Consider the following 26,361-nt stretch of genomic DNA (forward strand, 5'->3'; position numbering starts at 1 on the left):
CTCGTACCGTGGTGACTGCGGGTCCGGTGCCGGCCACTCCCCCGTTCGCCGGCACCGGACCCGTTCCGACCGCACCCCCGTGGCGGTCAGTTCTCGGCCGCGCCGTTCGGCGCGGCGGTCCCGGCGGGCGCGGACGGGGCCGGCAGGTACCCGTCGAGCGCGCCGGACTTCATGAGCTTCGCGAGCAGCGCCGAGACGCTGAGGTCGCGCACGTCGGAGCCGGAGAGCGAGCCGAGCACGTTCGTCAGGTCCTCGGTGAAGGGCTGCGAGCCGTTCAGCCAGGGGCCGGCGAGGGCCTGCGCGGTCTCCGAGTGGCCGACGAAGCCGTCGACGGCCTTGCCGAGCGAGACGGACTGCACGAGCCGGTCGAGGAAGACGGACTCGCCCCCGACGATGTTGATGTCGGCGTTCTCCAGGCCGGTGGCGAGGACGGTGGCCTGCGCCTCGGCGACCTGGCGCTGTGCGTCGAGGCCGGCGAGCCGAATCTCCTTCTCGGCCTCCAGGCGGAGGCGGTACTCCTCGTGCGTGCGGGAGGCCTCGTCGAGCGCGGCCATCGCCGCCGCCTTCTCGGTCAGGCCCGCCGCCTCGGCCTTCAGCTTCTCGCCGATCGCGGTGGCCTCCGCGAGCGCCCTCTCCCGGGCGCCCTCGGCCTCCGCGAGCGCCTTCTCGCGGGCGCCGGCGGCCTCGGCGCGCAGCCGGGCCCCGGTGGCCTCCGCCTCCGCGCGGCCGGCCTTCTCGATGACGTCGGCCTCCTTGTCGCGGACCTGGACGGCCGCGAGCCCCTCGGCGGCCGCCTCGGCCTGGACGCCCTCGGCGAGGCGGATCTTGGCGCGGGCGTCCATGTCGGCGGCCTTGTGGCGGGCCTCGGCGAGGGTGAGCTCCTCGGCGGCCCGGTGCACGGCGGCCTGCTCGGCGGCCTCCGCGGCCTTGATGTCCTTGACCAGCCTCTCCTGGGCCTCGGCCTCGGCGGCGATCACGACGGCCTGACGGGTGCGCTCGGCCTCCTCGACCGTCCGCAGCCGCTTGATCGACTCCTCCTGCTCGGCGACCGTGCGGTCCACGGCGACCCGCTCGCGGATCACCTCGGCGATCTCGCGGCGCTCCGCCTCGACCTCCTTCTCGGCGGAGATGCGGGTCAGTTCGGTCTCCCGGTCGCGGGCGATGACCTCCAGGAGGCGGTCCTTCTCGATCCGCTCGTTCTCGACGGCGATGACCCGCTCGCGGTTCTTCTGCGCGACCGCGACCTCGCGGGCCTGGTTCTCGCGCTGGATGCCGAGCTGCTCCTCGGTCCTCAGGAAGGCGCTCTGCGCCCGCAGCCGCTCCTCCTCCACCACCCGGGCGGTCTCGGCCTCCTCACGGGCCCGTACGGTGTCGATCTCGCGCTTCTGCTTGATCTCGGCGTCGGCCTGGCGGCGCTCCAGCTCCAGGATGGCCTCGCGGGCGTCGACGTTCTGCCGGGTGATCTCCTTCTGCTCGTGCTGCCGGAACTCGTTGGTGCGCACGTTCTCGGCGGCGGTCAGCTCGGTGATCTTGCGGATGCCCTGGGCGTCGAGGATGTTGCCGGGGTCGAGCTGGGTGAGGGGGGTCTGCTCCAGGTAGTCGATGGCCGCGTCCTCCAGGCTGTAGCCGTTGAGGTCGATGCCGATGATCTCGATGATCCGGAAGCGCAGTTCCTCGCGCTTGGTGTAGAGGTCGGTGAAGTCGAGCTGCTTGCCGACGGTCTTGAGGGCCTCGGAGAACTTGGCGTTGAACAGCTCCTGCAGGGTCTCCTTGTCGCTGGCGCGGGCGGTGCCGATGGCCTGGGCGACCTTGATGACGTCCTCGACGGTCTTGTTGACCCGGACGAAGAAGGAGATCCGGATGTCGGCGCGGATGTTGTCCCGGCAGATCAGGCCGTCGCGGCCGGTCCGGGAGATCTCGATCGTCTTGACCGAGATGTCCATGACCTCGGCCTTGTGCAGCACGGGCAGGACGACCTGTCCGGTGAAGGTGACGTCGACCTTCCGCATCTTCGAGACGATCAGCGCCTTGCCCTGCTCCACCTTGCGGAACAGCCGGCTGACCACGAGGACGAGGACGAGGGCGAAGAGCAGGACGACGGCGACGAGCACGCCGATGCCCAGGGTGATGGCATCCATGGAAACCCCGTGTGTAGGAGGGAGGTCGGTGCGCGGCGGGCCGCCGGAAGCCTGGTCCGGCGGTGCGCGGCGGCGCGGGTGCGGTGCGCTGTCGTGCGGTGCCGACAGCGCGTGGACACGGCCGCGGTGGAGCCGTCCCGTGCGGAGACCCCGCGCCCGGTCCGGGCGCTGCCGCCGGCCGGCCGTGGAGGGGCCGCGTCCGGCGGACCGGAGTCCTGCGGGACGGCTACGGTTCGTCGGGGAAGAGCTTCGCCGCGGGCCGCGCGGGGCCGCGCCGTGCCGGGGGCCCCGGGAAACGGAAGCCGACGGGGAGTTCGCTCATCGTGCTTCCCTCCCCCTTCGACACGTGCCCTTCGGCGTACGGCCTTCGGCGCGCGGCCTTCGCTGCCCGCCCGCGGCATCCAGCCGCCGGACGTGCCCTCCGTGGAACCATCGTGGCAGGGCCACGCACTTGTTCGCATTGCCGGTGTCCGGCAATCTTGACGCGTCCTTGATGCCGGTCACCGCCCCTCGGGCGGCGCCGGTCCGCGACCGGGCCCGTGCGTCGCGGGGGGGGTGAGCAGGGCACAGGGGCGGGGAGGACGACGGTGGAACGAGCGGTGTCCGGGGAGTACCTGGAGGGGTACGCGGAGATCCTGGCGGAGGCGTCGGCGACGGGCCGGCGGCTGACCCGCGACGAGCTGGAGGCGCTGCGGGCCCGGGGCGAGCGGGCCGCCGAGGCCGGGCTCGGGCTGCGCGCCCTGATACGGGAGCACCTCTCGGCCGCCGGGGAGCTGCGGGCGGAGCTGCCCCGCGCCGCCGGCGACCACCTCCTCGCCGTCGTCGAGCAGGCCGTCGACGCCTTCGCGGAGGGGCACGAGCGGGCGGGGATCCTGGCGGTGCGCCAGGAGGAGGCGGTGCGGCGCGAGTTCATCGACGACCTGCTGTACGGGCGGAGCGACCTCGGGCGCCTCGCCGAGCGGGCCGAGCGCTTCGGCCTGCTGCTCGCCCACGCGCACGCGGTGGCCGTGGCCCAGGGCAGGGAGCCGTACGAGGACGGCGCCTCCGTCACCCGGACCGTCGAGGCGGCCCTCGTGGCCCGGTTCGGTCAGCGGCGCGTCCTGATCACCACGAAGGAGGGACGCCTCGTCTGCATCGCCCCGGCCGACCAGCCGGAGGTCCTGTCCTTCTTCGCGAAGCAGGCGTACGCGGCGACCGACGGCGGACAGGTCGCCGTCGGGCGCGCCCACTCCGGCCCGGGCGGTGTCGTCCACTCGTACGAGGAGGCCCTGAACGCCCTCGACCTGGCCGCCCGGCTCGGCCTCGACGATCCGGTCCTGCGCGCCGCCGACCTCCTCGTCTACCCGGTCCTCACCCGCGACCGCCAGGCCATGGCCGATCTGGTGGTCAGCGTCCTGGGCCCGCTCCGGGAGGCGCGGGGCGGCGCCCGGCCCCTGATCGACACGCTCGCCGCGTACTTCGACACCAACTGTGTGGCCGCCGAGACGGCCCGGCGGCTCTCCCTGAGCGTCCGGGCGGTGACGTACCGGCTCGACCGCGTCCACCGCCTGACGGGCACCGACCCCGGCGACCCCGGCCAGCGCTACACCCTCCAGACCGCCGTCATCGGCGCCCGCTTCCTGGGCTGGCCGGACCGGGAGCTGTGACGGCCGTTCCCGGTCTTCCGGTTCAGAGTCCGCGCCCGGAGGCGGGCGTACGGGGCCGTTCGAGGAGTTCGGCGAGGCCGGCCCGGGTCGCGGCGATCACGACGCGGTCCTCGGGGCGCAGGACGTAACCGGCGTGGAGGTCCCACAGGAGGCCCGGCGGGGCGTCGCGGTCGTGGGCGGCGGTGAGGTCGGGGCGGCGGGCCTGCGGAGCGGTGGTGTCGAGGGCGAGGACGCGCCAGGCGCCGGGCCGGAAGGCCTCCCGGACCGTCCGCCCCTCCAACTGCGGCTGTCCGGCGACGTCGAGCGCGGCGAAGAGCAGCACCCGGCGTTCGACGGGGATGGCGCCGAGGATCTGCCGGCCCATCATGGCGGTGGCGAAGGCGGGCGCGGCGAGGGTGGACACGCTGCGGCTCCGGGTGAGCGCGTCGGGGTGGGCGGCACGCAGGGTGCGGTAGACGGCGGTGGCGAAGTCGTCGTCGTACAGGCGCAGGGCGACGAGGAGGTCCGGCGCGAGCGTGCGCGCGTACAGGGCGGCCTCCAGGTTGATGGTGTCGGCGCTGGTGAGGGCGAGGAGCGCGTGCGCGCGGTGGACCTTGGCCGCTTCCAGTACGCCCTCCTGGGTGACGTCGCCGAGGACGACGGGGACGCGCAGGCTCCGGGCGAGCGCGACGCCGCGGGCGTCGGGGTCGTCCTCCACGCACACCACGGGAATGTCGAGCTCGCGGAGCCGGGCCAGGACGCGGGTGCCGATCTTGCCGAGGCCGAGCAGGACGACGTGGCCGGCCAGGCCGCGCGGCGGCCGGCGCAGCGCGGCGGCGCTGCGGTAGGCGCCGAGGGCCTCCAGGGCTCCGGCGACGAGCAGGGGCAGCAGGGCGAGGCCGACGAACCCGGTGAGGAGCTGGAGGATCTGGCGGGGGGCGGAGTCGTCGACGGCGGGATCGGCGATGGCGAACAGGTCGAGCAGGGTGATGTAGACGGCGTGCACCGGGGAGTCGTCGGTGACGAGCGAGGAGACGACGGCCAGGACGGTCACGGCCGCGACGACGCCCGCGAGGGCCCAGCGCAGCCGGCGCGAGAGGAGCTCCTTGAACGAGGCTCCCCGGCTCGTGCGTCTGCGGGGCGTGGCCGGCGCGTGGGTGACGGCCTCCAGGACGATGGTGCCGCGGCCGGCGGCGGCCCGTACGGCGTCGTCGTCGGGGAGCAGGCGCGGGGCCTGCGGGCCGCTGCGGTCGGAGCCCTCGGCACCGGCGGGGTCGCTGGTCGTGGAGGACAGCAGGGCGAGGGTCGCGAGGCCGGGCGCGGCCACGTCCCCGGGGCGGCCGGGCAGCCGCTCGGCGGCGCGCAGCAGCAGTCCGTCGGCCTGGACGATCTTGCGGGTCCCGGCGACGGCGGTGGCGGCGAGCGCCGGGGCGGTGGTGTCGGCGTCCGACAGGACGATCGTCGAGGTGTCGTGCCGACCGCGGACGTTCTCGGGGAACGTGAGGTCGGTGGCCTGGTCGAGCAGGTCCGCCATGCGGCGGCCGAGGTTGCGGTTGTACATCCGCAGGACGAGCCGGATCCTCGGGTTGAGGCGGCGGGCGAGGAACGCGGCCCGCATGTTGGCCTCGTCGTCCTCGTAGAGGAGGGCGAGGGCCTCGGCCCGCGCCACGCCGACCTCCGAGAGCGCCTGCTCGTCGGGGACGGCGGCGGTCACCTCGCGCACGCCCGCGCCCTGCGCGGCGTCCCCGGGCAGTCCGCCGGGCCGCCCGACCGCCGCGCTCATCCGCCCGAGCAGCGCCGAGGCCCGGGAGAGGCCGGCCGGCTGACCGGCCACCCCGTCGAAACCGGCCGGCGGCGGTACGACCAGGGTGACGGACTGCCGGTACACGTCGGCGAGTTCGACGGCGATCCGGTGCGCGAGCGCGTCGTCGCCGCAGACGACCATGTGGCCGCCGCTCCGCGGCCGCCCGTCGGCCTGAGGTACTACGGTCATGGTCTCCCCCTCGACTGCCGGGGCCCTCGGCCGGCACGGCCCCTGACGCCCCCTCACGGACTCTCGGGCCGCTCCGGCGCGGGCCGGTCCATGCTGTCACGCGGCGGTACGGGGGTTCACTGCCGGATCCCGGAAGCGTTCCCCGCCGACGGCTGCCGCCTCCCGCCCCCGCGCGGCGACCGAGTGACCGCCCGGGGCTCCCGGGGCCCGTCCGCGCGTGTCACTCCGGATCGTTCCGGATGCCCCGCGCGGTGCTGCCGTGGCTACCTTGCCGGCAGGCCGACGGCCTCGGTCGGGGTTCGGGGGTCAGGGTCCGGGCTTCGGAGTTCGCGGCCCGGGTTTCGTAACCCGCAGCTCACAGAACCGCGGAGCACGTAAGGCCGACCATGAGCACGGAGGGGAGAGACCATCCACCGGCCGACAGGACGACCGCATTCCGCGGAACGCCGCCCGGGGTAGCATTCCCCCGGCCGATCACCCACGGCCCACCACCGGCCGGGCGTGCCGGCCGGTCGAGCGCCGGGCCGGGCCGCCCCGTGCCCCGCAGGAGGCCCCTCGTGACGACACCCCCGACCACGGACCGGCTGGTCCTCGGCTGCATGGGACTCGGCGGCCCCTGGGACGCCGAGTCGTACACGGCGGCCGACATCGAGACCGCGGAGAAGGCCGTCGAGGCCGCGCTGGACAGCGGGATCACCACCTTCGACCACGCCGACATCTACGGGCAGGGCAAGGCCGAAGCGGTCTTCGGCGAGGTCCTGTCCCGCCACCCCTCGCTGCGCGCGCGCATCGGCATCCAGTCGAAGTGCGGCATCGTGCTCGCCCGTGACGACCGGCCGGGCCTGTACGACCTGCGGGGCGCGTCGATCGTGCGGAGGGTCGAGGAGAGCCTGACCCGGCTGCGCACCGACGTGCTCGACACGCTGCTGCTGCACCGCCCCGACCCGCTCGCGGACCCCGAGGACGTGGCGGACGCCCTGCACTCCCTCCACGAGCAGGGCCTCGTCCGCCGGTTCGGCGTCTCCAACATGAACGCCCCGCAGATCGCCCGCCTCCAGGCCCACCTCTCGCTGCCGCTGGCGGTCGACCAGTTGGAGATGAGCCTGGCGAGGCGCGACTGGCTGGAGGACGGGGTCCTCGTCAACACCCCGGCCTCGGCCGCCAACGGATTCCCTACGGGCACCGTCGAACACTGCCTGGCCCACGGCATCGCCCTGCAGGCCTGGGCGCCGCTCGCCCAGGGACGCTTCACCGGCCGGCAGGAGACCGCGGAGGAACACGCCACCGCCGCCCTGGTGACCCGCCTGGCCGAGGCCAGGGACACGACCCCGGAGACGATCGTCCTGTGGTGGCTCCAGCGCCACCCGGCCCGCGTCGTCCCCGTCATCGGCACCACCAGCCCCACCCGCATCAGATCCTGCCGCGACGCCGCCACCACCGACCCCCGCCTCACCCACGAGGAGTGGTACGACCTCTGGATCACGGCCCGCGGCCTGCCGCTGCCGTGACCGGAGGGGGACGCCGTGAGGACCCGGGCCTCGAAAGCGCGGGTCCTTGTCGGAGTGGTGTCACACGGTGACGCCGTGTGTCGGAGCGCGGGCCTTGTCCGCCCCATCCTCCCCGTACGTCATGACCGAGCCCACCTGCTTCACAGCAGCGGAGACGTCCTTCACCGGCTTTCGGAGATGCCGGCTCATGCGGGCCATTTCATCCGCGGACGTACTGAAGAAGCCGAGCTGCGCCAGGCTTTGCGGACGCTACCCCCCGCGCACCGCCCCGGAACCATTCCCCGGAAACGACGGAGGGTCTGTCTCGGATTGCTCCGAGACAGACCCTCCGTACGACTCTTTCGAGTCGGGACGACAGGATTTGAACCTGCGACCCCTTGACCCCCAGTCAAGTGCGCTACCAAGCTGCGCCACGTCCCGATGCGCGTCCTCGGCGGGGTGTTCCCGCGTCGGCGTGCAGGGGAAACATTACCTCACTCCGGAGGGTGGGACGACGCACGGGCTGTCACCGCGTCGGAGGTGACGAGGGACGCGCCGCAGGTGGTGGCCAGGGCGGTCGCCTCGGCGAGGGCCTCGGGAGAGCCGGTGACGCGGGCCAGGTCGAGGCGGGCGCGGGCCTCCTCGTAGCGGGACGGAGACGCGGCCAGGTGGGCGACCGCCTCGGTGAGGAGGCGGCGGGACTCGGGCGGGTCGGCGACGAGGGCCGCGCAGCGGAGTGCCTCGCCGAGGGCCGTGGGGGTGCCGATGCGTTCGGCGTGGACACGGGCCTCGGCGGCGAGCGCGGCCGCGCGGTCCGGGTCCGTGGGGGCGAGCGCCCGTGCGAGGTCCAGGGGCCAGGGCGCCCACACGATGTGGTGGCGGCCCCGGCCGACCAGCGCCTCGGCCGCGGCCTCCAGGGTGGCCACCGCCTCCTCGACGCGTCCCTCCGCGAGCAGGAGCCGGCCGAGGATGCTGGGCCCGTCGGGCAGGACGATCGCGTCCGGCCACGGCGGCCCGAAGGAGTACTGGTCGGCCACGCTCCGCGCCTCCGCCGTGCGGCCCCGGGCGACGAGCGTGTCCACGAGCAGGCAGGCGGTGTCCCAGTGCACCGGGAGGCCGTTGCCGACCCGGTCGGCCAGGCGCAGGCCCTCCTCCAGGTAGTGCTGCGCCCTCGGCAGGTTGCCGCGGCGCCGGTGGACCAGGCCCAGGAGCGTGTGGGCGAACGCGAGGTGGGCGCCGCTCCAGCCCGAGATCTCGAAGGCGCGGACCGCCTCCGTGAAGAGGATCCCGGCCTGGTCGGGGCGGTCGGAGAACGCGTACGCGATGCCGGTCAGCGCCGGGATCTCGAAGCCCCACGTGGCGTCGGTCCAGCCGAGACCGCGGGCCGGTATGCCGTCCACGAGGGCCAGGTCGCAGAGGCGTACGACCTCGTCGGCGGGTTCGCCGCGCATCATGGCGTCGAACCCGCGCACCGTGAGCAGGGCCCGCTCGGAGTTGTCCGCGCCGGTGAAGTGCGCGGTGAGGTCGGCCAGGCGGCGGGAGCGGCCGGGGCCGTCCTCCTCGACGGCCTGGAACCCCTCGTACATGAAGTTCGCGGCCTGCAGGCGGCGGCGGTCGGTGCCGGGCGGGGTGCGGACGGCCTCGGCCGCGAGGACCCGCGCGGCGTCCCGGAGCTGGTTGTTGTGGGCGAGGGCCTGCGCGAGCCGGTAGGTCGCGTCGATCCGCAGGCCGTCGTCCAGGCCCGGCAGGTCGAGCGCGGAACTCAGGTGGCGGACGGTGGCGGCGGGCGCGGTCAGCAGGGAGGCGCAGCCGAGTTCGTACAGCACCCTGGCGTACGAGTCCGGGCCCGGCGGTTCGGCCAGGGCCCGCTCCAGACAGCGCCGGGCCGCGTCCGGGGCACCCACGGCGAGGTGTTCGACGGCGGCGGCCCGTAGTTGGTCGACGACGTCCTCGTCTTCGTCCGGGTGCACTTCGAGGAGGTGCCGGGAGACGGCGGCCGGACCGTGGCCGGCCTCGGTGAGCGCCCAGGCCGCCCGTCCGTGCATGGCGGTCCGCGCGGCCGGTGACATCGCGCCGTACACGGCGGACGCGATGAGGGGGTGGGCGAACTCCAGGTGGGCGGCCCGCCCCGTGGGTGTCGTGGGCGGCGCGGCGGGGTCGGTCCCCGGTGCCGGCCCGGTGGCCGGTTCCGTCTGTGCCCGCCGGTCCGCTTCCGTCGTCACGATCCTCGCCTGGCGGAGGAGTTCGGTGTGCTCGGCGACCTGCGCCCCGCTCGTGCCGGTGAGCAGCGCCAGGAGGTCCGGCGTGCTGTCCGCGCCGAGGACGGCGATCGTCCAGGCCAGGCGGGTCGGGCCGACGCCGAGTTCTTCGAGGCGGGCGACGAGCCCGCCGCCGCGCGCTTCGGCGCCGAGGCCGCGCAGGAGGGAGGCGGAGGTCGCGACGGGTTCGAGCATCCGGTCGCGGGCCTTGGCGAGGAGCTCGACCGTCTCGTACGGGTTGCCGGAGGTCACCGACCACAGCTCGCGGCAGAACGGCTCGTCCGCGTGGCCGCCCAGCGTGTCCCGGGCGAGCGCGGCGGTCGCGTCGGGCGTGAGCGCGTGCAGGCCCAGGGTCACGACGGCGCGGTCGGCGAGCGCGGCGAGGACGGCCGGCACCCCGGTGCGCTGCGGGCCTTCCGGCAGGGGGCGGTGGGCGAGGACGACGAGGGCGGGCAGACGGCGGTCCTGCCGGAGCCGGGTGAAGGCGTCGAGCCACGCCAGGGATTCGGCGTCGGCCCAGTGCGCGTCGTCCACGAGCAGGACCGGGGGCCGGTCCCGCAGCCGGTCCGCGAGCCGCCCCAGGAGCTTGGCCAGACCGTCCCGCACGCCCTGCGGGTCGGCCGGCGCGGCCGACGGCGGAGGCGGCGGGGCGAGGCCGAGCGCGGGGGCGAGCAGGTCGAAGTGGCCGCCGAAGAGGAGGCGGACGTCCTCCTCGTCGAAGCGGTCGAGCGCGGGCTGGAGCAGTTGGCGGGTGACGTGGAACGGGACCGAGGTGAGGGTCTCGCCGCCCCGGGCCCTCAGGACGGTGCAGCGGTCCCGGGCGGTCCGGTGTATCGCGTCGAGCAGGGTGGTCTTGCCGATCCCCGCCTCTCCCCGGTAGACGAGGATGCCGCCGCGCACCGGGCCGTCCGCCGCCGCTCCGGCGACGAGTTCGTCGACGGCATGGGCGGCCGCGGCGAGTTCCGGGTCGCGTTCGAGCAGTCCGCCGCGGGACCCGTCCGGGACCACGGGAACGAACGGCGTGACGGGCGACGGCTGTTCGGGATCCGACGGCACCGGTGACTCACTCCCCTACCCGAGCTCCTTGCGCGCCGCGGCCGGCGAGACCCACACGGACCGGCACGAAGCGCTTGTCGGACGAGCCTAGCGTTCCTGATCGTTCCGGGGGCGACAATGGAGGGGTGAACCGGACCACGAGTGACCGAGGCAGGGACCGCGACGAGGAGGGGCGGGCCCGCAGCGCCCGTCCCCGCGACGGGCTCGGCCGGCCGCTGCCGTACGGGGCGGAGGGGGTGCCCCGGCAGCCGGAGGGGGTCGTACGGGATCCCGGCGCGACCCTGCGCGAGGCGCAGCGGCTGTTCGACGCCGGGATGCCGTTCCACGCGCACGAGGTCTTCGAGGACGCCTGGAAGTCCGGTCCGGAGGCGGAGCGGGACCTGTGGCAGGGGCTCGCCCAGCTCGCCGTGGGCCTGACGCACGCCGCCCGGGGGAACGCGACGGGCGGGGCGCGCCTGCTGCGGCGCGGCGCCGACCGGTTGGCGCGCGGGGCGAACGGAGCGGACGGGGCGACCGGGGCGGGTGCGCCGGGATCCGGGAGGGACGGGAGGGCGGAAGCCGGTTCGCCGGAAGGCAGTGCGTCGGAGGGCGGAGCCCCCGAGGCCGGTGCGTCGGAGGGCGGTACGCCAGGAGCCAGTGCGCCGGAGACCGGAGCCCCCGACGCCGGTGCGCCAGGAGCCGGTACGCCGGAGACCGGAGCCCCCGACGCCGGTGCGCCGGGAGCCGGAGCGCCGGAAGCCAGTACGTCGGAAGCCGGGGCCCCCGCCTCCGGCCCGTACGGGATCGACGTCGGCGGGCTCGTCTCCTGGGCGCGGGAGTTGGCCGACCGTACGGAAGGGGGCGGAGGGGACGGGGGTCCCGTCGTGGTCGACGCCGTCGTCGAGGCGCCGCGGCTGCGCCGGGACGTCTCCTGACGCCGTCCGCCGGGTCCGCTGCTCCCCGTCCCCCCGATCTCCTCGCGCAGGACGGCCGCGTGGCCGGTCGACGGGTCCTCGACCGCCGTGAGGGGCGTGACCGTGCCGCGGCTCGCGAGGTCCCTCGGGCGGGCGAGTGCCTCGGCGGCGGCCGGGGCGGCGAGTTCGGCCCCGTAGCGGCGGCGGAACTCCTCGTACTCGCCCTCGGGGCCGTGGTACCGGCGGCGGAGCTCCGTGGAGGGCGTGAGGGCCTCGGGCCACTCGTCGACGTGCGCGTCCGCCCCGGCGGGGCCGCGTGGCCGGAGGCGGTCGACGAGGGCCCGCACCCCGTCGTCGGGCGACGGGGTCTCGTGGACGCGGCGGACGCGGACGGCGGGGGTGCTCGCGGCCATGGGGTCGGGGTGCCGTACGGCACCCCGGCTCACCCGGCGACGCGCAGCGCCGGGAGGAGGACGGCGTCGACGAAGGTCCGCATGGTCGAGGTGTCCGTGAACCGCTCCTCGCAGATCCGCTCGACGCGGAGCATGCCGAGGAAGGAGGGAGCCACGAAGCCGACGGCGGGGTTGTCGGCGTCGACCTCGCCCCGCTCGACCGCGCGCGCCACGATCGCGTCGATGGCCGCGATCTCGGGGGCGATGACGGTCTCGCGGAACGCGGCGCGCAGGTCGGGATGCTGGATGTACGCCTGGGTGACGGCCTCCATGAGGCCGGCGTCGCGCTCGTGGTGGGAGGCGGCGATGCGGGCGGCCTCGCGCAGGTCGCCGGCGAGGGTGCCGGTGTCGATGCCGGCGAAGACGACGCAGCGGCGCCGGGCGAGGGCGGCGGTGACGAGCCGCGGCTTCGTTCCCCACTGCCGGTAGAGCGTGGCCTTGCCGCACTTGGTGAGGGCCGCGACGCCCTCCATGGTCACCGAGTCGTAGCCGCCCTCGCGCAGGAGGCGGAGCACCGCGTCGTAGAGCTCGGTCTCGCGCTCCGGCGTGATCTTGCTGCGCCGGGCTGCGGCGGTCGCGGCCTGTGTGGACATCGGTCCCTCCCGTACGGGTCTCCCTCTGCACATACGAGAGTAGGGGGTGCACAATCGAGACGCAAACGTATCGAGACGCTTGCGTCTCGCTGAAAACGGATCTAGGCTTCCTGCGTTTGTTGCCGATTTGACGGATTAGAGGGCCGCGCGATGGCTGCCGGGATACGCGGGATACGAGGACCACGTCCTGCCGGACCCGGGGCGACGCCTACCCCCGGCCCCGCCGGTCCCGACGCCGGAGAGGGGGAGGGGGCGGACGGGGAGGGCCCGGGAGCGGCCCCGCGGCCGCCCCTCCTGCGGGAGCTGCTGCTCGTCACCGCCCTGTTCCTCGTCTACAAGTTCGGCCGGCTCTTCGCCAACGGCCACGAGGCCCGCGCCTTCCGGAACGCCGACCGCGTCTGGGACGCCGAGCGCGCGCTCCACCTCCCGGGCGAGGGAGCGGTCCAGCAGCTCCTGATGCACGGCGAACCGCTGGTCCGGGCCGCGAACACGTACTACGCGACCGTGCACTTCCCCGCCACGGTCGCCTTCCTCGTCTGGCTGTACCTGCGCCGCCCGGCCCACTACCTGTGGTCGCGGCGCGTGCTCGCGCTCCTCACCGCCGCCGCGCTCGCGCTGCACCTGCTGATGCCGCTCGCGCCGCCCCGGATGCTCGCCGCCGCCGGACTCGTCGACACCGCCCGCGTCTACGGCCCCTCCGTGTACGGGGCGGTGCCGGAGACGGACTCGATGGCGAACCAGTTCGCCGCCATGCCGTCGCTGCACTTCGGCTGGGCCCTGATGGTCGCGGTCGGCCTGATCGCCGCCACCCGCTCCCGGTGGCGGGCGCTCTGGCTGCTGCACCCGCTGCTCACCCTGTTCGTCGTCGTCGGGACCGCCAACCACTACTGGTTCGACGCGCTCGCCGCCGCCGCGCTCCTCGGCCTCGCGCTGCTCGCCGTCCGCGCCCCCGGGCACCGGACGACGCCCCCACCCGTACGCCGCCCGCTCGAGACGGCCCCCCTCCCCGTCGGAGCCCTGCGATGACCCCCGCCGCCGGCACCGTGCTCGCGGTGCTCCTCTCCCTCGTCTCCGCCGCCGGGTACGCGCTCGCCGCCGTCGCCCAGTTCCGGCTCGCCGCCGCGTCCCCCGCCGCCCCCGACGGGCGCGGGGCGCTGCGCGCGCTGCTCGCCCGCGGGCAGTGGTGGTGGGCGGTCGGCCTGAACGCCGCCGGGGCGCTCGCCCACGTGGCCGCCCTGCACTACGGGCCGCTGACCCTGGTCCAGCCGCTCGGCGCGCTGACCCTCGTGGCGGCGCTGCCGCTCGGTGCGTACCGCGCGCGCCGGCGGGTGACCCGCACCGAGTGGCGCGGGGCCCTGTGGACCCTGGCCGGTCTCGTCGGCCTGGTCGCCGTCACCGGGCCCGCGGCCCCCGGCGAGGCGCTCAGCCTGCGCGAGTCGCTGGTCGTCGCCGCGGCGACGGCCCTCCTGATCGCCGTCCTCGCCTCGGGCCGCCACCACGGGAACGGCGGGCGGGCCGGGCGCGGACTCGGGCACGCCACGGCGTCCGGCATCGCCTCCGGCGTCGCCTCGGCACTCACCCAGACCCTGACGGCCGCGCTCGCCCGCGGCCTGCCCGGCACCGAACCGACCTGGTGGCAGACCGCGCTGCTCGCGGTGCTCATATCCGGCTTCGCCACGGGCGGGCTGCTGCTCTCGCAGGCCGCCTACCGGGGCGGGCTCGCCGCGCCGCTGGCCGTCGTCAACCTCTCCAACCCGGCGGCCGCCGCCGTGATCGGCGTGGCCCTCCTCGGCGAGACCTTCCGGGCCGGGGCCTGGGGCTGGTGCGCCGCCGCCGGCGCGTCGCTGATCGCGGCGCGGGGCGTGGTGCTCCTGACGAAGGGCGGCGGCGGGGGGACGGGGGACGCCGGGGCCGGTGGCGCCGCGGAGAGCGGTGGCGCTGCGGGGGCCGGGGTCGTCGCAGGGACCGGTGGGGGTACGGGAGCCGGTGCCGCCGCGGGGATCGGTGCCGTCTCGGGAGTCGGCGGCCTCACCGCGGCCGGTGCTTTCGCGGAGACCGGTGGCTTTGCGGAGATCGAGATCGGCGGAGCCGCGCGGGCCGGTGCCGTCGCGGGCCCCGTCGGACGTACCGGCGCCGGTGGCCTCGTGGCGGGCGGTGCCGTCACGGGCATCGCCGTCCGCACCGGTGCCGGTGCCGCCCCGGAGGGCAACGCCGTCGCGGGGGTCGCCGGAGGCCTTCCCGTGGCCCGGATCGCCGGGCTCGCCGCGCCGGAGGTCGAACCGGCGGGCGTGCCGCTCGCCGGGTGAGGACGGGCGGCCCCCTCACGGCTCTTCCATTCGTCACCTTGACGACAACTGGATCCACCCCCTATCGTCAACATGACGACAAGGGGGATTCCATGGCCGACATCACCCGGCGGGCCGGCTGGCGCCACCTGCGCTCCGCGCCCACCGCGCACATCCGCCACCAGCGACGGGGAAAGCTCGTCCACGACGGCGAAGGGCTCAGCTTCTGGTTCCGGCCGCGCACCGCCGCCCTCTCCGAGGTCCCGGTGAACGACCGGGAGCTGGCGATGGCCTTCCACGCCCGCACGGCCGACTTCCAGGACGTGAGCGTGCAGTCCACCGTCACGTACCGGATCGGCGACCCGGGCGCGGCGGCCACCCGGCTCGACTTCTCCGTCGACCCCGACACCGGCGCCTGGCGCGGCACCCCGCTGGAGCAGATCGCCACCCTCCTCACCGAGACCGCCCAGCAGCACGCCCTCGACGTCCTCGCCCGCACGCCCCTGGCCGCCGCGCTCGTCGACGGCGTGGCGGCGGTGCGGGACCGCATCGCGACCGGCCTCGCCGCCGAGCCGCGCCTGCCGGAGACCGGCATCGAGGTCGTCGCGGTCCGGGTCGTGGCGATCCGCCCCGAGCCCGAGGTGGAGCGCGCCCTGCGCACCCCCGCCCGCGAGCAGATCCAGCAGGAGGCCGACCGGGCCACCTACGAGCGCCGGGCCGTCGCCGTCGAACGGGAACGCGCCATCGCCGAGAACGAGCTGGCCAGCAAGATCGAGCTGGCCCGGCAGGAGGAGCGGCTCGTCGAGCAGCGCGGCACCAACGCGCGCCGCGAGGCCGAGGAGAACGCCGCCGCCGACGCGGTGCGGGCCGAGGCCGAGGCCGTGCGGAAGGTCCGGCTCGCGCGGGCCGAGGCGGAGGCCGCCCGCGAGGTCGGCGAGGCGCGCGCCGGGGCGCAGTCCGCGTGGCTGCGGGCGCACGCGGAGGCCGATCCGGCCACCCTGCACGCCCTCGCCGTGCACCGGGCCGCCGAGAACCTGCCCCGGATCGAGCACCTGACGCTCTCCCCCGACGTGCTCACCGGACTGCTCGCCAGGCTGGGCGGCGAGGGCGGGACCGGCGGGGCCCGGTCGTGAGCCTCGCGCCGCGCGCGGTGCTCGTGCACCGGACGACGGAGTACGAGGAGCTGCTCGCCCGGCACGGCACGCACGGGCAGGCCGCGTTCTTCCTCTCCGCGCGCGGCCGCTCGGTCGAGGACGTGCGGGAGCGGCACGAGCGGGCCCACCGGGCGCTCGCCGAGGTGGCGGGCGCGGTGCCGCTGACGTGGCGGCAGACCCGGGTGGAGCGCGCCGATCTGGACCGTTTCCTGTTCGGGCCGGAGGACGTCGTCGTGGTCGTCGGACAGGACGGTCTGGTCGCCAACGCGGCGAAGTACCTGACCGGGCAGCCGGTCGTCGGCATCGACGCGGACCCGGGGCGCAATCCGGGCGTCCTGGTCCGGCACCGGGCGGACCGGGCGCGGCGGCTGCTGCCGTACGCGGCGGGAGGGGGCGCGGCGGCCGACGAGCTGACGATGGTCGAGGCCGTCACCGACGACGCGCAGCGGCTCCTGGCGCTCAACGAGATCTACGTCGGGCCGCCGGGCCACCAGACCGCCCGCTACACGCTCGGGCTCGACGGGACGGACGCGCCGGCCGAGTCCCAGGCGTCGTCGGGCGTCCTCGTCGGCACCGGCACGGGGGCCACGGGCTGGCTGCGCTCCCTGTGGGAGCAGCGCTCCAGCACCCTCGCGCTGCCCGCGCCGTCGGACTCCCGGCTCGCCTGGTTCGTCCGCGAGGCCTGGCCGTCGCCGACCACCGGCACCACCCGCGTCGAAGGGCTCCTCGGCCCCGGGCACGGCCTGCGCCTCACCGTCGAGTCGGACCGCCTGATCGCCTTCGGCGACGGCGTCGAGTCGGACGCGCTCGAACTGACGTGGGGCCAGACGGTCCACCTCACCGTCGCCGCGGCCCGCCTGCGTCTGGTGCACTGAGCCGGGGGCGGGTACGGGAGGGGGCAGGTCGGCGCCGGGGAGAGGACGTCGACCGGCGCCGGGACGGGGGACCCTCCTGGGCACGGGCGGGGGATACGCGGACGCCTCCACCACCCCCGCGGCCGGATTCGATCGGTGCGGTCCGGGGCGCGGTGCGGGCGGCGTTATGATCGGCGCGCTTTGCCAGGATATCCGCCCGGCCGTCGCCGGGCCGTCCGGGCCGCCCCGTACGCTCCCGTCGCTTCCCGGTCGTCGAAGGACATCCCATGGCCCCCGGCTCGCTGACCGTCTCCCCCGCCACGCCGCAGGACTGGGAGCTGGTGCGCTCCTGGGCCGCCGAGGAGGGGTGGAACCCCGGGCTCTCCGACGTCACGGCGTTCTTCGCGCAGGACCCCGGCGGTTTCTTCCTCGGCCGGATCGACGGGGAGCCCATCTCCGCCGTGTCGGTCGTCGGCTACGACGACGCCTACGCCTTCCTCGGCTTCTACCTCGTGCGCCCCGAACTCCGCGGCCTCGGCCACGGCCTGGCCACCTGGCGGGCCGCGTTCGCCCGCGCGGGCGGCCGGGCCGTCGGGCTCGACGGGGTGCCCGCGCAGCAGGACAACTACCGGCGCTCCGGCTTCACGACGGCGTACCGCACGGCGCGGTACGTGGGCGAGGTGCCGGCCCCGGACGGCCCGGTGACCGGTCTGGTGGCCGCCGAGCGGGTCGGCGCCGCCGCCCTCGCCGCGTACGACGACGCCTGCCACCACGCGCACCGGCCGCGGTTCCTCTCCGCCTGGCTCGCGACCCCCGGGCACCGCGCCCTGGCCCGGGTCGTCGACGGGCGCCCGACCGGGTACGGGGTGGTCCGTCCCGCCCAGGGCGAGGCCCGGATCGGGCCGCTGTTCGCGGACACCCCGGCGGACGCGGCGGCCCTGCTCGACGGACTCGCGGCCGAGGCGCGGGGCTTCGGCTCGGACCGGATCGCGGTCGACGTGCCGGAGGTCAATCCGGCGGCGGTGCGCCTGGCCCTGGAGCGCGGTCTGGAGCCGACGTTCGAGACGGCCCGGATGTACACCGGGCCCGTCCGGCCGGTCGCCCGCGAGCGCGTCTTCGGCGTCACGACGCTCGAACTCGGCTGAACGAAGGACTGACGAAGGACTGACGAAGGACTGGCGAAGGGCTGACGAAGGGCTGACGAAGGGCTCCGGCGGGTCCGCGGCCCCTCCCCTCACCGACCCCCCGCCACCCCCTGAGGGGTGACAAGGGTTTTCCCCGTATCGGGTTCACCTCCCCGTTCCCTACTGTCCTCCGCACCGGCAGATGTCATCCCTCGGGTCGCACCGTGACAGGTGCGCGCGAAGGGTGGCGTCCGCCGGTGACGGCCTTGACCCGGGCCGTCGCGCCGGTGGCGGCGCACGGGCCCCCCAAGCCCAGGGAACGCCGGACCGCGACCCCACATCGCCCCGTGTGTCCCGCGCCGCCGCCACTGCTCCGCAGTTACGTCGTAATCGAAAGGGCCACACCTTGAACGGTTCCAGGCGGAGAGTCATATCCGTGGTCGCGGGCGCCGCGATCCTCGGTGCCGCTGCCACCACCTCCGGGGCGTTCGCCGCCGCCCCGGCCGCTCTGACCCCGAAGCCCGCCCCGGCTTCGCAGACGATCCGGGCGCTGCCCAGCGCCCCGGTCGAGAAGCTCATCGTCACCTACAAGAACCAGGCCGCCGAGGCCGGTTCCAACGCCGCCGCGAAGAGCGACACGGCCGAGAAGGCCGCGAAGACGGGCGAGAAGCTCTCCTTCGAGCGCCGCCTCGCCGCCGGCGGCGCCCTGGTCGACCTGGGCGACAGCGCCACCCAGCAGGACGTGTCGAAGGTCATGGACGCCTTCCGCGCCGACCCGGCCGTCGCCTCGGTCGAGCCCGACATCCGCGCCTACGCGATGGCGGTCACGCCGAACGACACCGAGTACGCCAAGCAGTGGGACCTCTTCGAGGCCACCGGCGGCATGAACGTCCCGGGAGCCTGGGACAAGACGACCGGCTCCGGCGTCACCGTCGCCGTCATCGACACCGGCTACGCCGCCCACTCGGACCTGGCGGCCAACGTCGTCTCCGGTTACGACTTCATCTCGTCGTCCGCCGACGCCCGCGACAACAACGGCCGTGACGCGGACGCCAAGGACGAGGGCGACTGGAACGCCACCGACAACGAGTGCGGCAGCGGCTCCAAGGCCTCCAGCTCCTCCTGGCACGGCACCCACGTGGCCGGCACCATCGCCGGCGTCACCAACAACACCAAGGGCATCGCGGGCATCGCGTACGGCGCGAAGATCCAGCCCGTGCGCGTGCTCGGCAAGTGCGGCGGCTCGTCCGCCGACATCGCCGACGCCATCACCTGGGCCTCCGGCGGCACCGTGCCGGGCGTCCCGGCCAACCCGACCCCGGCGAAGGTCATCAACCTGAGCCTGGGCGGCGCGAGCTCCACCTGCCCGAGCGTCTACCAGACCGCCATCAACGGCGCCGTCTCGCGCGGCACCACCGTCGTCGTGGCCGCGGGCAACAGCAACCTCAACACCTCCGGCTTCACCCCCGCCAACTGCTCGAACGTCATCACCGTGGCGTCGACCAGCCGCGAGGGCAACCGGTCGTACTACTCCAACTTCGGCAGCATCGTGGACGTGGCCGCGCCCGGCGGCGAGACCCGCCGCGCCACCGACACGCCCGGTACCGTCACCACCCCCGAGAACGGCATCCTCTCGACGCTGAACTCGGGCGCGACCACCCAGTCGGCCGAGAACTACAAGCCCTACCAGGGCACCTCGATGGCGGCGCCGCACATCGCCGGTCTCGCCGCCCTCCTGAAGTCGGCCAAGAGCACCCTCACCCCGGCCGACATCGAGTCCGCGATCAAGGCCAACGCCCGTCCGCTGCCGGGCACCTGCACCGGCGGCTGCGGCGCGGGCATCGCCGACGCGGCGAAGACGGTGAACGCCGTCACCACCACCACGCCGCCGGCCGGCAACGTCTTCACCAACACGACCCGCGTGGCGGTCCCGGACAACACCACCGTGTCGTCCTCGATCGCCGTCACCGGCCGCACCGGCAACGCCCCCGCCGCCCTCAAGGTCGGCGTGGACATCACGCACACCTGGCGCGGGGACCTGGTCATCGACCTGGTCGCCCCCGACGGCACGGTGCGCAACCTGAAGGCGTCGTCGTCCTCGGACAGCGCCGACAACGTCGTGACGACCTACACGGTCGACGCGTCGAGCGAGGTCGCCAACGGCACCTGGAAGCTCCAGGTCCGCGATGTGGCCACGGGTGACACCGGCTACATCAACACGTGGAGCCTCACCTTCTAGAGCACCACCGCACCACCTTCGACCCACCCCCCACATCAGCATCATTGCTGGTCAGCGACGCGCTCGTGGTCTACACCACGGGCGCGTCCTGGCGTTGTGGGAGCGCGTGCCACCGGAGCGCGCTGTCCGTATGCCGGACAAGGGGCCTGGACTCCGCCGGTGGGCTCCGTATTCTCTGCGCACGGGGCTCGTGGGCCGGGGGCCCGAGCGGCCGGAGGTGGTGGACAGTGACGACAGCTCCGCAGGTCGCCCTGCGCCCCGCGGGCGTGGGGGCGAATCCCGCGCCGGTGGGCCGCGAAGAGCTCCTCGCCCGGCTGGAACGCGCCCTGCACACGCGGGGCCGCGCCCTGCTCACCGGGCCCGCCGGCGTCGGCAAGACCGAGGTCGCGCTCGCCGAGGCGGCCCGTGCCGAGGCGCGCGGCGAGACCGTGCTGTGGCTCGCCTCCCTGCCGTCCGACCGCGAGATGCCCGGCGCCTCGGCCGCCGCGCTCGTCGCCTCCGTGGCGGCGACGGTGACCTGGGCCGGACCCGGCGCCGTCGGTCCCGAACCGTCCGACGCGCCCGGGCCCGGGGCGTCCGTCCCGGTCCTTCCGGCCCTCGGCTCCCCCAGGAGCCCCGGCGCGCGGACCCCCGCCCCGGCCCCCGGCGCCGCCGGTGCGGACACCACGGGGGCGTACGCCACCGGCGTGTTCGCCTCCGGGATCTTCGACGAGCTGCCCGGTCCCCAGCGCACCGCCGTCGCCATGCTCTGCCGCGAGGCGCCGATCGACGCGGACGGCTGGGACACGATCGCGCTGCGCCTCGGCATCGCCCGGATCCTGCGCACCCTGACCTGCCGGGGGCCCGTCCTGCTCGTCGTCGACGGGGTGCAGCACGTGGACCCGGACAGCGCGGACCTGCTGCGGTTCGCCCTCCACCTGGCGCCGCCCGCGCTGCGGGTGGTGGCCGTGGAGACCCCCGAGCCGTACGGGGAGGCCCACGACCCCTACGGCGAGCCCCACCGCTGCGAGGACCCGCACGCCCGCCACCTCTGGGTGCCCTCGGAGGCGGACGTGCTGCGCGTCCCGCCGCTGCACGCCGACGAGATCGCCGAACTCCTCATCCACCACCGGCTCCCCTCCCGGATGGCCGGTCGCATCCACCGCGCGAGCGGCGGCAATCCGCGGCTCGCGCTCGCGGTGGGCCGTTCGCTGGCGGACGCGCGGACCCCCGTGCACCACGCCGAGGCCCTGACGCTCTCCGGGCGCGCCCGCGACCTGGCCCGCCAGCTCCTGGGCGCCGCGCCCCCCGCCGTACGGGAGACGTTGCTGCTGGCCGCCCTGGCGCTGCGCCCGTCGGCGACGCTGGTGCGCCGGGCCGGGCGGCCCAACGCGGAGGCGGACCTGGCGGCGGCCGAGCGGGCCGACCTGGTGTCGCTGGCCGAGGACGGTTCGGTGACCTTCACCGCGGGGCTGCTGCCCTCCACGCTGGTGCACGACGCCTGCTGGGCCGAGCGGAGCGCCGGGCACGCGGCCCTCGCGGAGGTCGTGGACGATCCCGTGGAGTCCGTACGGCACCGGGCGCTCGCCACCGACAGTCCGGACGAGGAGCTGGCCGCCGAGGTCGCGGCCGCCGCCGATCTGGCCCGGCGGCGCGGGAACAGCGCGCTCGCCGCCGAACTGGCCCTGCTCGCGGCCGAGTCGACGCCGGGCCGGGACGGCACGCGGCGGATCGCGCGGCTCGTCGACGCGGCCGAGGAGGCCGCGCGGGCGGCCCGCGCCGACCTCGCGATGCGGGCCGCGACCGATCTGCTCGCCCGGGACGCCGTGCCCACCGACCGGGTGCGGGCGCGGCTCGCCGTGCTCGACACGGCGGGCCAGGGCCTGACCGGCCTCGACGAGATGTACGTCCACGCCATGGAGGACTCCGAGGGCGACACCGCCCTGCGGGCCGCCGTGCAGCTCCGGCTCGCCCTCAAGTACGTGCTCGCGGACGGCGATCCGGAGCGCTCGCGGACGGCGGCGGTCGAATCGGCCGCGCTGGCGGCCTCGATGGGCGATCCGCGCACGGCCTCGCAGGCGCTGACCGTGCAGGCGCGGATGGAACGGGCGCTCGGTTCACCGGACGCGGAGGCCGTGCTCGCGCAGGCACGGTCCCTGGAGCTGGCCGAGCGTCCGCTCGGGATCCGCAACGCCGCCCAGATCCTGACAATCCGCCACGCCCTGTTCGACGACCGGCTCGTGGAGGCCCGCGACGAGCTGGGCGCGCTCCTGCCGCTGGTGCAGCGGCGCGGCTCCGTCGAGGATGCCATCGAGCTCTTCCGCACGCTGGCCGAGATCGAGTCCCGGATCGGGCCGTGCGCGGCGGCCCTCGCCCACGCCGGGCAGTCCCTCGCCCTCACCCTGGAGGCGGGGCTCTCCCCCGGGCCCGCCTGGTACGCGCTCGCGCTCGCGGAGACGGCCGGCGGCAGCTTCGCGCGGGCCGCGAGCTACGCGCGCCGCAGCGTGCAGGCCTCGGAGGAGGAGGGCGACCGGGTCTTCCTCTCCCGCAGCCGGTACGCGCTCGGCCGGGTCCAACTGGTCAACGGGGACGTGGCGGCCGCCCTGGAGACCCTGCGCCGGGTCCAGGCCGACGAGCGCGCCCAGTCGACCGTGGACCCGTCGATGCTCCGCTGGCACGAGGAGCTGGCCGAGGCGCTCCTCGCGAACGACGCCGGGGACGAGGCCCTGGCGCTCCTCGCGGAGGTGCGGCCGGTGGCGGAGCGCCTCGGGCGGTCCACGGTCCTGCTCGGCTGCGACCGGGCGTACGCCCTGTGCCTGGCCGCCGAGGGGCGTACGGACGAGGCGGCGGAGCTGCTGACCCGTACGGTCGTGGAGTTCGGCCGTGCCGGGCTGCCCCTGGAGCGGGGCCGGGCGCTGATCGCGCTGGCCCGGGTGGAGCGCCGCCGGAGGCGCCGGTCGGCGGCGCAGGCCGCCCTGCACGAGGCGGCGTCGGTGTTCGAGCGGGCCGGGGCGGCGCCGTGGCTGGCCCTGGCGGGCGAGACCCCGGCGGGCGAGGGACCGGCGGGCGGTCCCGGGGCCGAGGAGACCGCTCCCGCGCTCTCCTCCCTGACGGAGGCGGAGCTGCGGCTCGCGCGGCTCGTGGGCCAGGGCGCCAGCAACCAGGAGGCGGCGGCGAAGCTGTACCTGAGCGTGAAGACGGTTGAGGCGCGGCTCACCCGCATCTACCAGAAGCTCGACGTGCGCTCCCGGGCTCAGTTGGCGACGGCGCTCAGGCCGTGAACTCCGTGAGCCCCGCGGCCGCCGTGAGCGCCGTGGCGTAGGTGCCCCGGGCGGTGGTCCCGTCGGGCCGCTGCCACGCGCCGGTCACCCGGCCCCGGGCGCCGTCGGCCGTCCCGCCGTCCCCGTCGGCCCGCAGGACGCGCCGCACCCGCAGGACGAGCGGCGCGGGCGCGCCGGGCTCCCGCACCACCACGTCGGTGTGGTCGGGGCCCTCCTCGACCCGTACGGGCTCCGCCCCGGCCCCCGTGCCGCCCGGGGCGAGCGGCGAGACGGCGACGGTGGGGTCGGGGGTGTCGGTCGCGGTCTGGGCCTGCGGCTCGGCGCGGCCGGCGAGCAGGGCGTGCAACCGCTCGACGAGGACGGGGTCGTGGACGCCGTCGTAGACCCAGCGCTTCCCCAGGACCCCGTGCTCGGCGGTGCCGACGAGGGCGTGCCCGGCGCCCGCCAGCGGGTCCGCGCGGTAGGTCAGGGGGACCTGGTAGGCGACCGCGTCCGGTCCGGTGCCGTCGGTCACCACCATGAACTCGATGCCCACCTCGCCCTCGGGGTCGTCGAGCCGGAACCCGCCCGCCCTGACCGGCCGGGGACCGTCGGCGCCGGCGGCGTACCAGGGGCGGGTGGGCAGCCACGCGGCGAGCAGTTCCGTCTTGCCGGGCTGCATCGTGGTGCGGTGGATGACGGCCATCGTGCGCTTCTCCCTCTCGGTCGGGCTTTCCCGATCACCGTACGAGGTCGTGCGGTCGGTCCTCGCGTTCCACGCGCACCGCTCCTGATAACGTCCTGAATCACTCATTTAGGATCTTTGCGGCAATCGTCCGCGTCCTCGTCTGAACGGGAGCAGGAATGACCGGTGGACCCGAGCCCATCAACGCCGTCGCCCGCGAGGAGCTGGAGAAGGAGCTCGCCGAGCTGCGCGCCGAGCGCGATTCGGTGACCGCCACCCTGCGGGACGGCGGCGGCGACCAGACGGGCGACAGGGCCGACCAGGCCGACGAGTTGATGCGCGCCGACGAGGCCGACCGGCTGAACGGGCGGATCCGGGAGGTCGAGGACCGGCTGAAGGAGGCGTCCGTCGCCTCGCCCCCGGCCGCCGGCACGGTCGGCGTCGGCAGCAGCGTGACCGTGCGGTTCGAGGACGGCACCGAGTCCACCGTACGCATCGCCGAGCTGGCCGACGCGCTCGACCCCGGCCTGGTGACCGGCGACAGCCCGCTCGGCGGGGCGCTGCTCGGCCACGGCGCCGGCGACACCGTCACGTACGAGACGCCCGAGGGCCGGGCGACCGCGACCGTGGTCTCGGTCGGCTGACGGCGCCGTGCCGGAGGCCGACGCCGGACAGGAGCGGGAGGGGTTCCGGGAGGCCGACCGCAAGGGCGGGCCCGGACACACCGTCCTGGTGGCCCTCGTCCTCGCCGTGCCGGTCACCAAGCTCACGTACACGGTGGGCGGCGGCGACGCGGTCCGTGACGTGCTCGTGGGCATGGAGCCGGCGAACTGGCCGGACGTCCTGCTCGGCATGGTGATCACCGATCCGCTCCTCGGGTCGGTGCTCGCCGTCGTCGTCTCCCGCGTGGTCTTCGCCCTCTTCGCCGCGCGCGGCGCGGTGCCGGTGGGCGGCGGCGGGGTCCGGTTCCTCCAGCGGCTGGGGCTCACGGCCGTCACCCCGATCGCCGTGGGCGTCATCGACGCGTGCTTCTTCGGGCCGTGGTGGGGGCTCGGGACCGGCCTCGCCGCCTTCGCGCTGCGGCAGGGCGTGATCGAGGAGTACCGGACGGGGCGGCGCCGGCCGCACCGGTCGCACGGCCGGGAGGCGCACCACGACACCGGTCGCCGGCCGCCCGACTGGCTGCGCCGGGCCGCCGGGGCCGAGCAGTGGGCGGCCCTGGTCCTGACCGTGGTCGTGCTGCCGGTGCTGTTCTTCGCCTCGGCGCTCGACGGGCAGTCGTGGACGTCGATCGTGACGTGCCGGGTCACGAGCGGCGCCGGGACGGCGGACGACCGCCTGATCGAGCTGAGCCGGAAGGGCGACGGCGTCGTGGGGTGGAACCTGGACTCCGAGCAGATCTCCAACGGCCTCGACTGCACGAGCGAGGAGAGCCGCTTCGTGCGCGAGCCGTGGTGGCGCGGCTGAACCCCTTCCCGGAACCGCCGGGGGCTCAGCCCGTGACGATGCCGGTGACCAGGTTGATGGTGGTCGCCAGGATGCAGGCCCCGAAGACGTACGACAGCAGGCAGTGGCGCAGGACGATCGCGCGGAGTCCGGCGGTGGAGACGTCGGTGTCCGAGACCTGGTAGGTCATGCCGAGGTTGAAGCTGAAGTAGAGGAAGTCGCTGTACCGGGGCGGCTCCCTGGTGTTGAAGTCGATCCCGCCGCCCGGCTCCGGGACGTAGTAGTGGTACGCGTAGCGGGTGGCGTACATCAGGTGGAGCGCCGCCCAGGCCATGAAGACGCCGCAGAGCGCCGTCGCGGCCGCCGCGTGGCTCAGGTCGGTGCGGCCGACCAGGAGCAGCACGACGATGCCGACCAGGCCGGCCAGGGAGGTCGCGACGACGGCGAGTTCCTCGACGACGGGCCGGAACTCCTCGCGGCGGACGTTGCGGCGGGTGGCGGTGGCGTCCATGGGCCACAGGACGGTCCAGCCGGCGACGACGAAGGCGGTCTCCGCGGCGGCGATGCCGGCGAGGACGCCGAGCGGCGCGTGGGTCGCCACGGCGACGACGGCGCCGGCCGCCGCGCCCACGAGCGCCGACCCGACGAGCCGGGGGACCGCACCGAGCAGCCGGGGGCGCACGGGTCAGGCCTCCGTACGGGGGGACTGGGGTACGGCCATGGCGCTCCTGCCGGAGGACGGCCCCGCGCGACGGGACGGGAGGTATGGGAGGGGAGGGAAAGCGGAGGACACCGCGGAACAGCGACAGCGTAGGCGCGCGTGATCCGCCGCGCAGCCCG

General features: G+C 75.5%; 17 protein-coding genes, 1 tRNA gene and 2 pseudogenes. 12 read left to right on the top strand and 8 right to left on the bottom strand.

Annotation, left to right across the window (positions count from 1 at the left end):
• Positions 1–86: 86 nt before the first annotated feature.
• A complete protein-coding gene (locus ACFYNX_RS24475; protein WP_388664133.1) occupies positions 87–2,138 on the bottom strand; it encodes a flotillin family protein in 2,052 nt (683 codons plus the stop codon).
• Positions 2,139–2,725: 587 nt separating this feature from the next.
• Between ACFYNX_RS24475 and ACFYNX_RS24480 the strand changes: the two genes are divergently transcribed.
• Complete coding sequence (locus ACFYNX_RS24480) at positions 2,726–3,784, top strand: PucR family transcriptional regulator (RefSeq protein WP_388664135.1); 1,059 nt, start codon at positions 2,726–2,728, stop codon at positions 3,782–3,784.
• Between the two features lie 22 nt (positions 3,785–3,806).
• On the opposite strand, the gene ACFYNX_RS24485 is transcribed toward ACFYNX_RS24480, so the two are convergent.
• Positions 3,807–5,756 (bottom strand): NAD-binding protein, encoded by a 1,950-nt coding sequence (locus ACFYNX_RS24485; protein ID WP_388664137.1) that lies wholly within the window; start codon positions 5,754–5,756, stop codon positions 3,807–3,809.
• A gap of 557 nt (positions 5,757–6,313) precedes the next feature.
• Between ACFYNX_RS24485 and ACFYNX_RS24490 the strand changes: the two genes are divergently transcribed.
• Positions 6,314–7,264 carry an aldo/keto reductase family oxidoreductase gene (locus ACFYNX_RS24490; RefSeq protein ID WP_388664139.1) on the top strand — a complete coding sequence of 317 codons (951 nt, stop codon included), beginning with the start codon at positions 6,314–6,316 and terminating at the stop codon, positions 7,262–7,264.
• Positions 7,265–7,610: 346 nt separating this feature from the next.
• Here the strand turns inward: ACFYNX_RS24490 and ACFYNX_RS24495 are convergent.
• Positions 7,611–7,684: transfer RNA gene (locus ACFYNX_RS24495), tRNA-Pro, on the bottom strand.
• A gap of 53 nt (positions 7,685–7,737) precedes the next feature.
• The gene (locus ACFYNX_RS24500; RefSeq protein ID WP_388664141.1) at positions 7,738–10,509 is read right to left on the bottom strand and encodes an ATP-binding protein; all 2,772 of its coding nucleotides are present in this window, start codon (positions 10,507–10,509) and stop codon (positions 7,738–7,740) included.
• A gap of 173 nt (positions 10,510–10,682) precedes the next feature.
• Between ACFYNX_RS24500 and ACFYNX_RS24505 the strand changes: the two are divergent.
• Positions 10,683–11,030, top strand: a pseudogene (locus tag ACFYNX_RS24505) (DUF309 domain-containing protein); the annotation flags it as partial.
• Between the two features lie 485 nt (positions 11,031–11,515).
• On the opposite strand, the pseudogene ACFYNX_RS24510 reads toward ACFYNX_RS24505, so the two are convergent.
• Positions 11,516–11,863: pseudogene (locus ACFYNX_RS24510) on the bottom strand (DUF488 domain-containing protein); the annotation flags it as partial.
• 29 nt (positions 11,864–11,892) lie between these two features.
• Positions 11,893–12,495 carry a TetR/AcrR family transcriptional regulator gene (locus tag ACFYNX_RS24515; protein ID WP_125668146.1) on the bottom strand — a complete coding sequence of 201 codons (603 nt, stop codon included), beginning with the start codon at positions 12,493–12,495 and terminating at the stop codon, positions 11,893–11,895.
• A gap of 150 nt (positions 12,496–12,645) precedes the next feature.
• On the opposite strand from ACFYNX_RS24515, the gene ACFYNX_RS24520 reads away from it, so the two are divergent.
• The 7 genes from ACFYNX_RS24520 (at position 12,646) to ACFYNX_RS24550 (ending at position 23,411) form a co-directional block, all read left to right on the top strand.
• Positions 12,646–13,521, top strand: coding sequence for a phosphatase PAP2 family protein (locus ACFYNX_RS24520; RefSeq protein WP_388664144.1), 876 nt, complete (start codon positions 12,646–12,648; stop codon positions 13,519–13,521).
• A complete protein-coding gene (locus tag ACFYNX_RS24525) occupies positions 13,518–14,801 on the top strand; it encodes a DMT family transporter (protein WP_388664146.1) in 1,284 nt (427 codons plus the stop codon). The genes ACFYNX_RS24520 and ACFYNX_RS24525 overlap by 4 nt, the downstream gene beginning before the upstream one ends.
• A 92-nt stretch (positions 14,802–14,893) precedes the next feature.
• On the top strand, positions 14,894–15,913 hold the full coding sequence (locus ACFYNX_RS24530; protein ID WP_365540250.1) for an SPFH domain-containing protein: 1,020 nt from the start codon (positions 14,894–14,896) through the stop codon (positions 15,911–15,913).
• Positions 15,910–16,809 carry a hypothetical protein gene (locus ACFYNX_RS24535; protein WP_388664148.1) on the top strand — a complete coding sequence of 300 codons (900 nt, stop codon included), beginning with the start codon at positions 15,910–15,912 and terminating at the stop codon, positions 16,807–16,809. Before ACFYNX_RS24530 ends, ACFYNX_RS24535 begins: the two co-directional genes overlap by 4 nt.
• Positions 16,810–17,075: 266 nt before the next feature.
• Positions 17,076–17,933 carry a GNAT family N-acetyltransferase gene (locus tag ACFYNX_RS24540; RefSeq protein WP_388664150.1) on the top strand — a complete coding sequence of 286 codons (858 nt, stop codon included), beginning with the start codon at positions 17,076–17,078 and terminating at the stop codon, positions 17,931–17,933.
• 415 nt (positions 17,934–18,348) lie between these two features.
• Entirely contained in the window at positions 18,349–20,151 is a 1,803-nt protein-coding gene (locus ACFYNX_RS24545) for a S8 family serine peptidase (protein WP_388664152.1), read from the top strand.
• Between the two features lie 227 nt (positions 20,152–20,378).
• Positions 20,379–23,411, top strand: coding sequence for an AAA family ATPase (locus ACFYNX_RS24550; protein WP_388664154.1), 3,033 nt, complete (start codon positions 20,379–20,381; stop codon positions 23,409–23,411).
• On the opposite strand, the gene ACFYNX_RS24555 is transcribed toward ACFYNX_RS24550, so the two are convergent.
• Complete coding sequence (locus ACFYNX_RS24555) at positions 23,401–24,096, bottom strand: 1,4-alpha-glucan branching protein (RefSeq protein WP_388664532.1); 696 nt, start codon at positions 24,094–24,096, stop codon at positions 23,401–23,403. The two genes, ACFYNX_RS24550 and ACFYNX_RS24555, sit on opposite strands and share 11 nt — an antisense overlap.
• Before the next feature lie 158 nt (positions 24,097–24,254).
• Between ACFYNX_RS24555 and ACFYNX_RS24560 the strand changes: the two genes are divergently transcribed.
• Complete coding sequence (locus ACFYNX_RS24560; protein ID WP_388664156.1) at positions 24,255–24,719, top strand: GreA/GreB family elongation factor; 465 nt, start codon at positions 24,255–24,257, stop codon at positions 24,717–24,719.
• Positions 24,720–24,726: 7 nt separating this feature from the next.
• A complete protein-coding gene (locus tag ACFYNX_RS24565) occupies positions 24,727–25,542 on the top strand; it encodes a hypothetical protein (RefSeq protein ID WP_388664158.1) in 816 nt (271 codons plus the stop codon).
• Between the two features lie 25 nt (positions 25,543–25,567).
• Here the strand turns inward: ACFYNX_RS24565 and ACFYNX_RS24570 are convergent, their stop codons facing one another.
• Entirely contained in the window at positions 25,568–26,203 is a 636-nt protein-coding gene (locus ACFYNX_RS24570) for a DUF1345 domain-containing protein (protein ID WP_388664160.1), read from the bottom strand.
• Between the last annotated feature and the right edge of the window lie 158 nt (positions 26,204–26,361).

The organism is Streptomyces sp. NPDC007872, assembly GCF_042868165.1.
Classification (GTDB): domain Bacteria; phylum Actinomycetota; class Actinomycetes; order Streptomycetales; family Streptomycetaceae; genus Streptomyces.

What these genes read in the sequence shown, in the direction of transcription:
- ACFYNX_RS24475 (WP_388664133.1), bottom strand. Translation starts at nt 2,138, where the DNA reads ATGGATGCCATCACCCTGGGCATCGGCGTGCTCGTCGCCGTCGTCCTG.
- ACFYNX_RS24485 (WP_388664137.1), bottom strand. Translation starts at nt 5,756, where the DNA reads ATGACCGTAGTACCTCAGGCCGACGGGCGGCCGCGGAGCGGCGGCCAC.
- ACFYNX_RS24515 (WP_125668146.1), bottom strand. Translation starts at nt 12,495, where the DNA reads ATGTCCACACAGGCCGCGACCGCCGCAGCCCGGCGCAGCAAGATCACG.
- ACFYNX_RS24520 (WP_388664144.1), top strand. Translation starts at nt 12,646, where the DNA reads ATGGCTGCCGGGATACGCGGGATACGAGGACCACGTCCTGCCGGACCC.
- ACFYNX_RS24525 (WP_388664146.1), top strand. Translation starts at nt 13,518, where the DNA reads ATGACCCCCGCCGCCGGCACCGTGCTCGCGGTGCTCCTCTCCCTCGTC.
- ACFYNX_RS24530 (WP_365540250.1), top strand. Translation starts at nt 14,894, where the DNA reads ATGGCCGACATCACCCGGCGGGCCGGCTGGCGCCACCTGCGCTCCGCG.
- ACFYNX_RS24540 (WP_388664150.1), top strand. Translation starts at nt 17,076, where the DNA reads ATGGCCCCCGGCTCGCTGACCGTCTCCCCCGCCACGCCGCAGGACTGG.
- ACFYNX_RS24555 (WP_388664532.1), bottom strand. Translation starts at nt 24,096, where the DNA reads ATGGCCGTCATCCACCGCACCACGATGCAGCCCGGCAAGACGGAACTG.
- ACFYNX_RS24560 (WP_388664156.1), top strand. Translation starts at nt 24,255, where the DNA reads ATGACCGGTGGACCCGAGCCCATCAACGCCGTCGCCCGCGAGGAGCTG.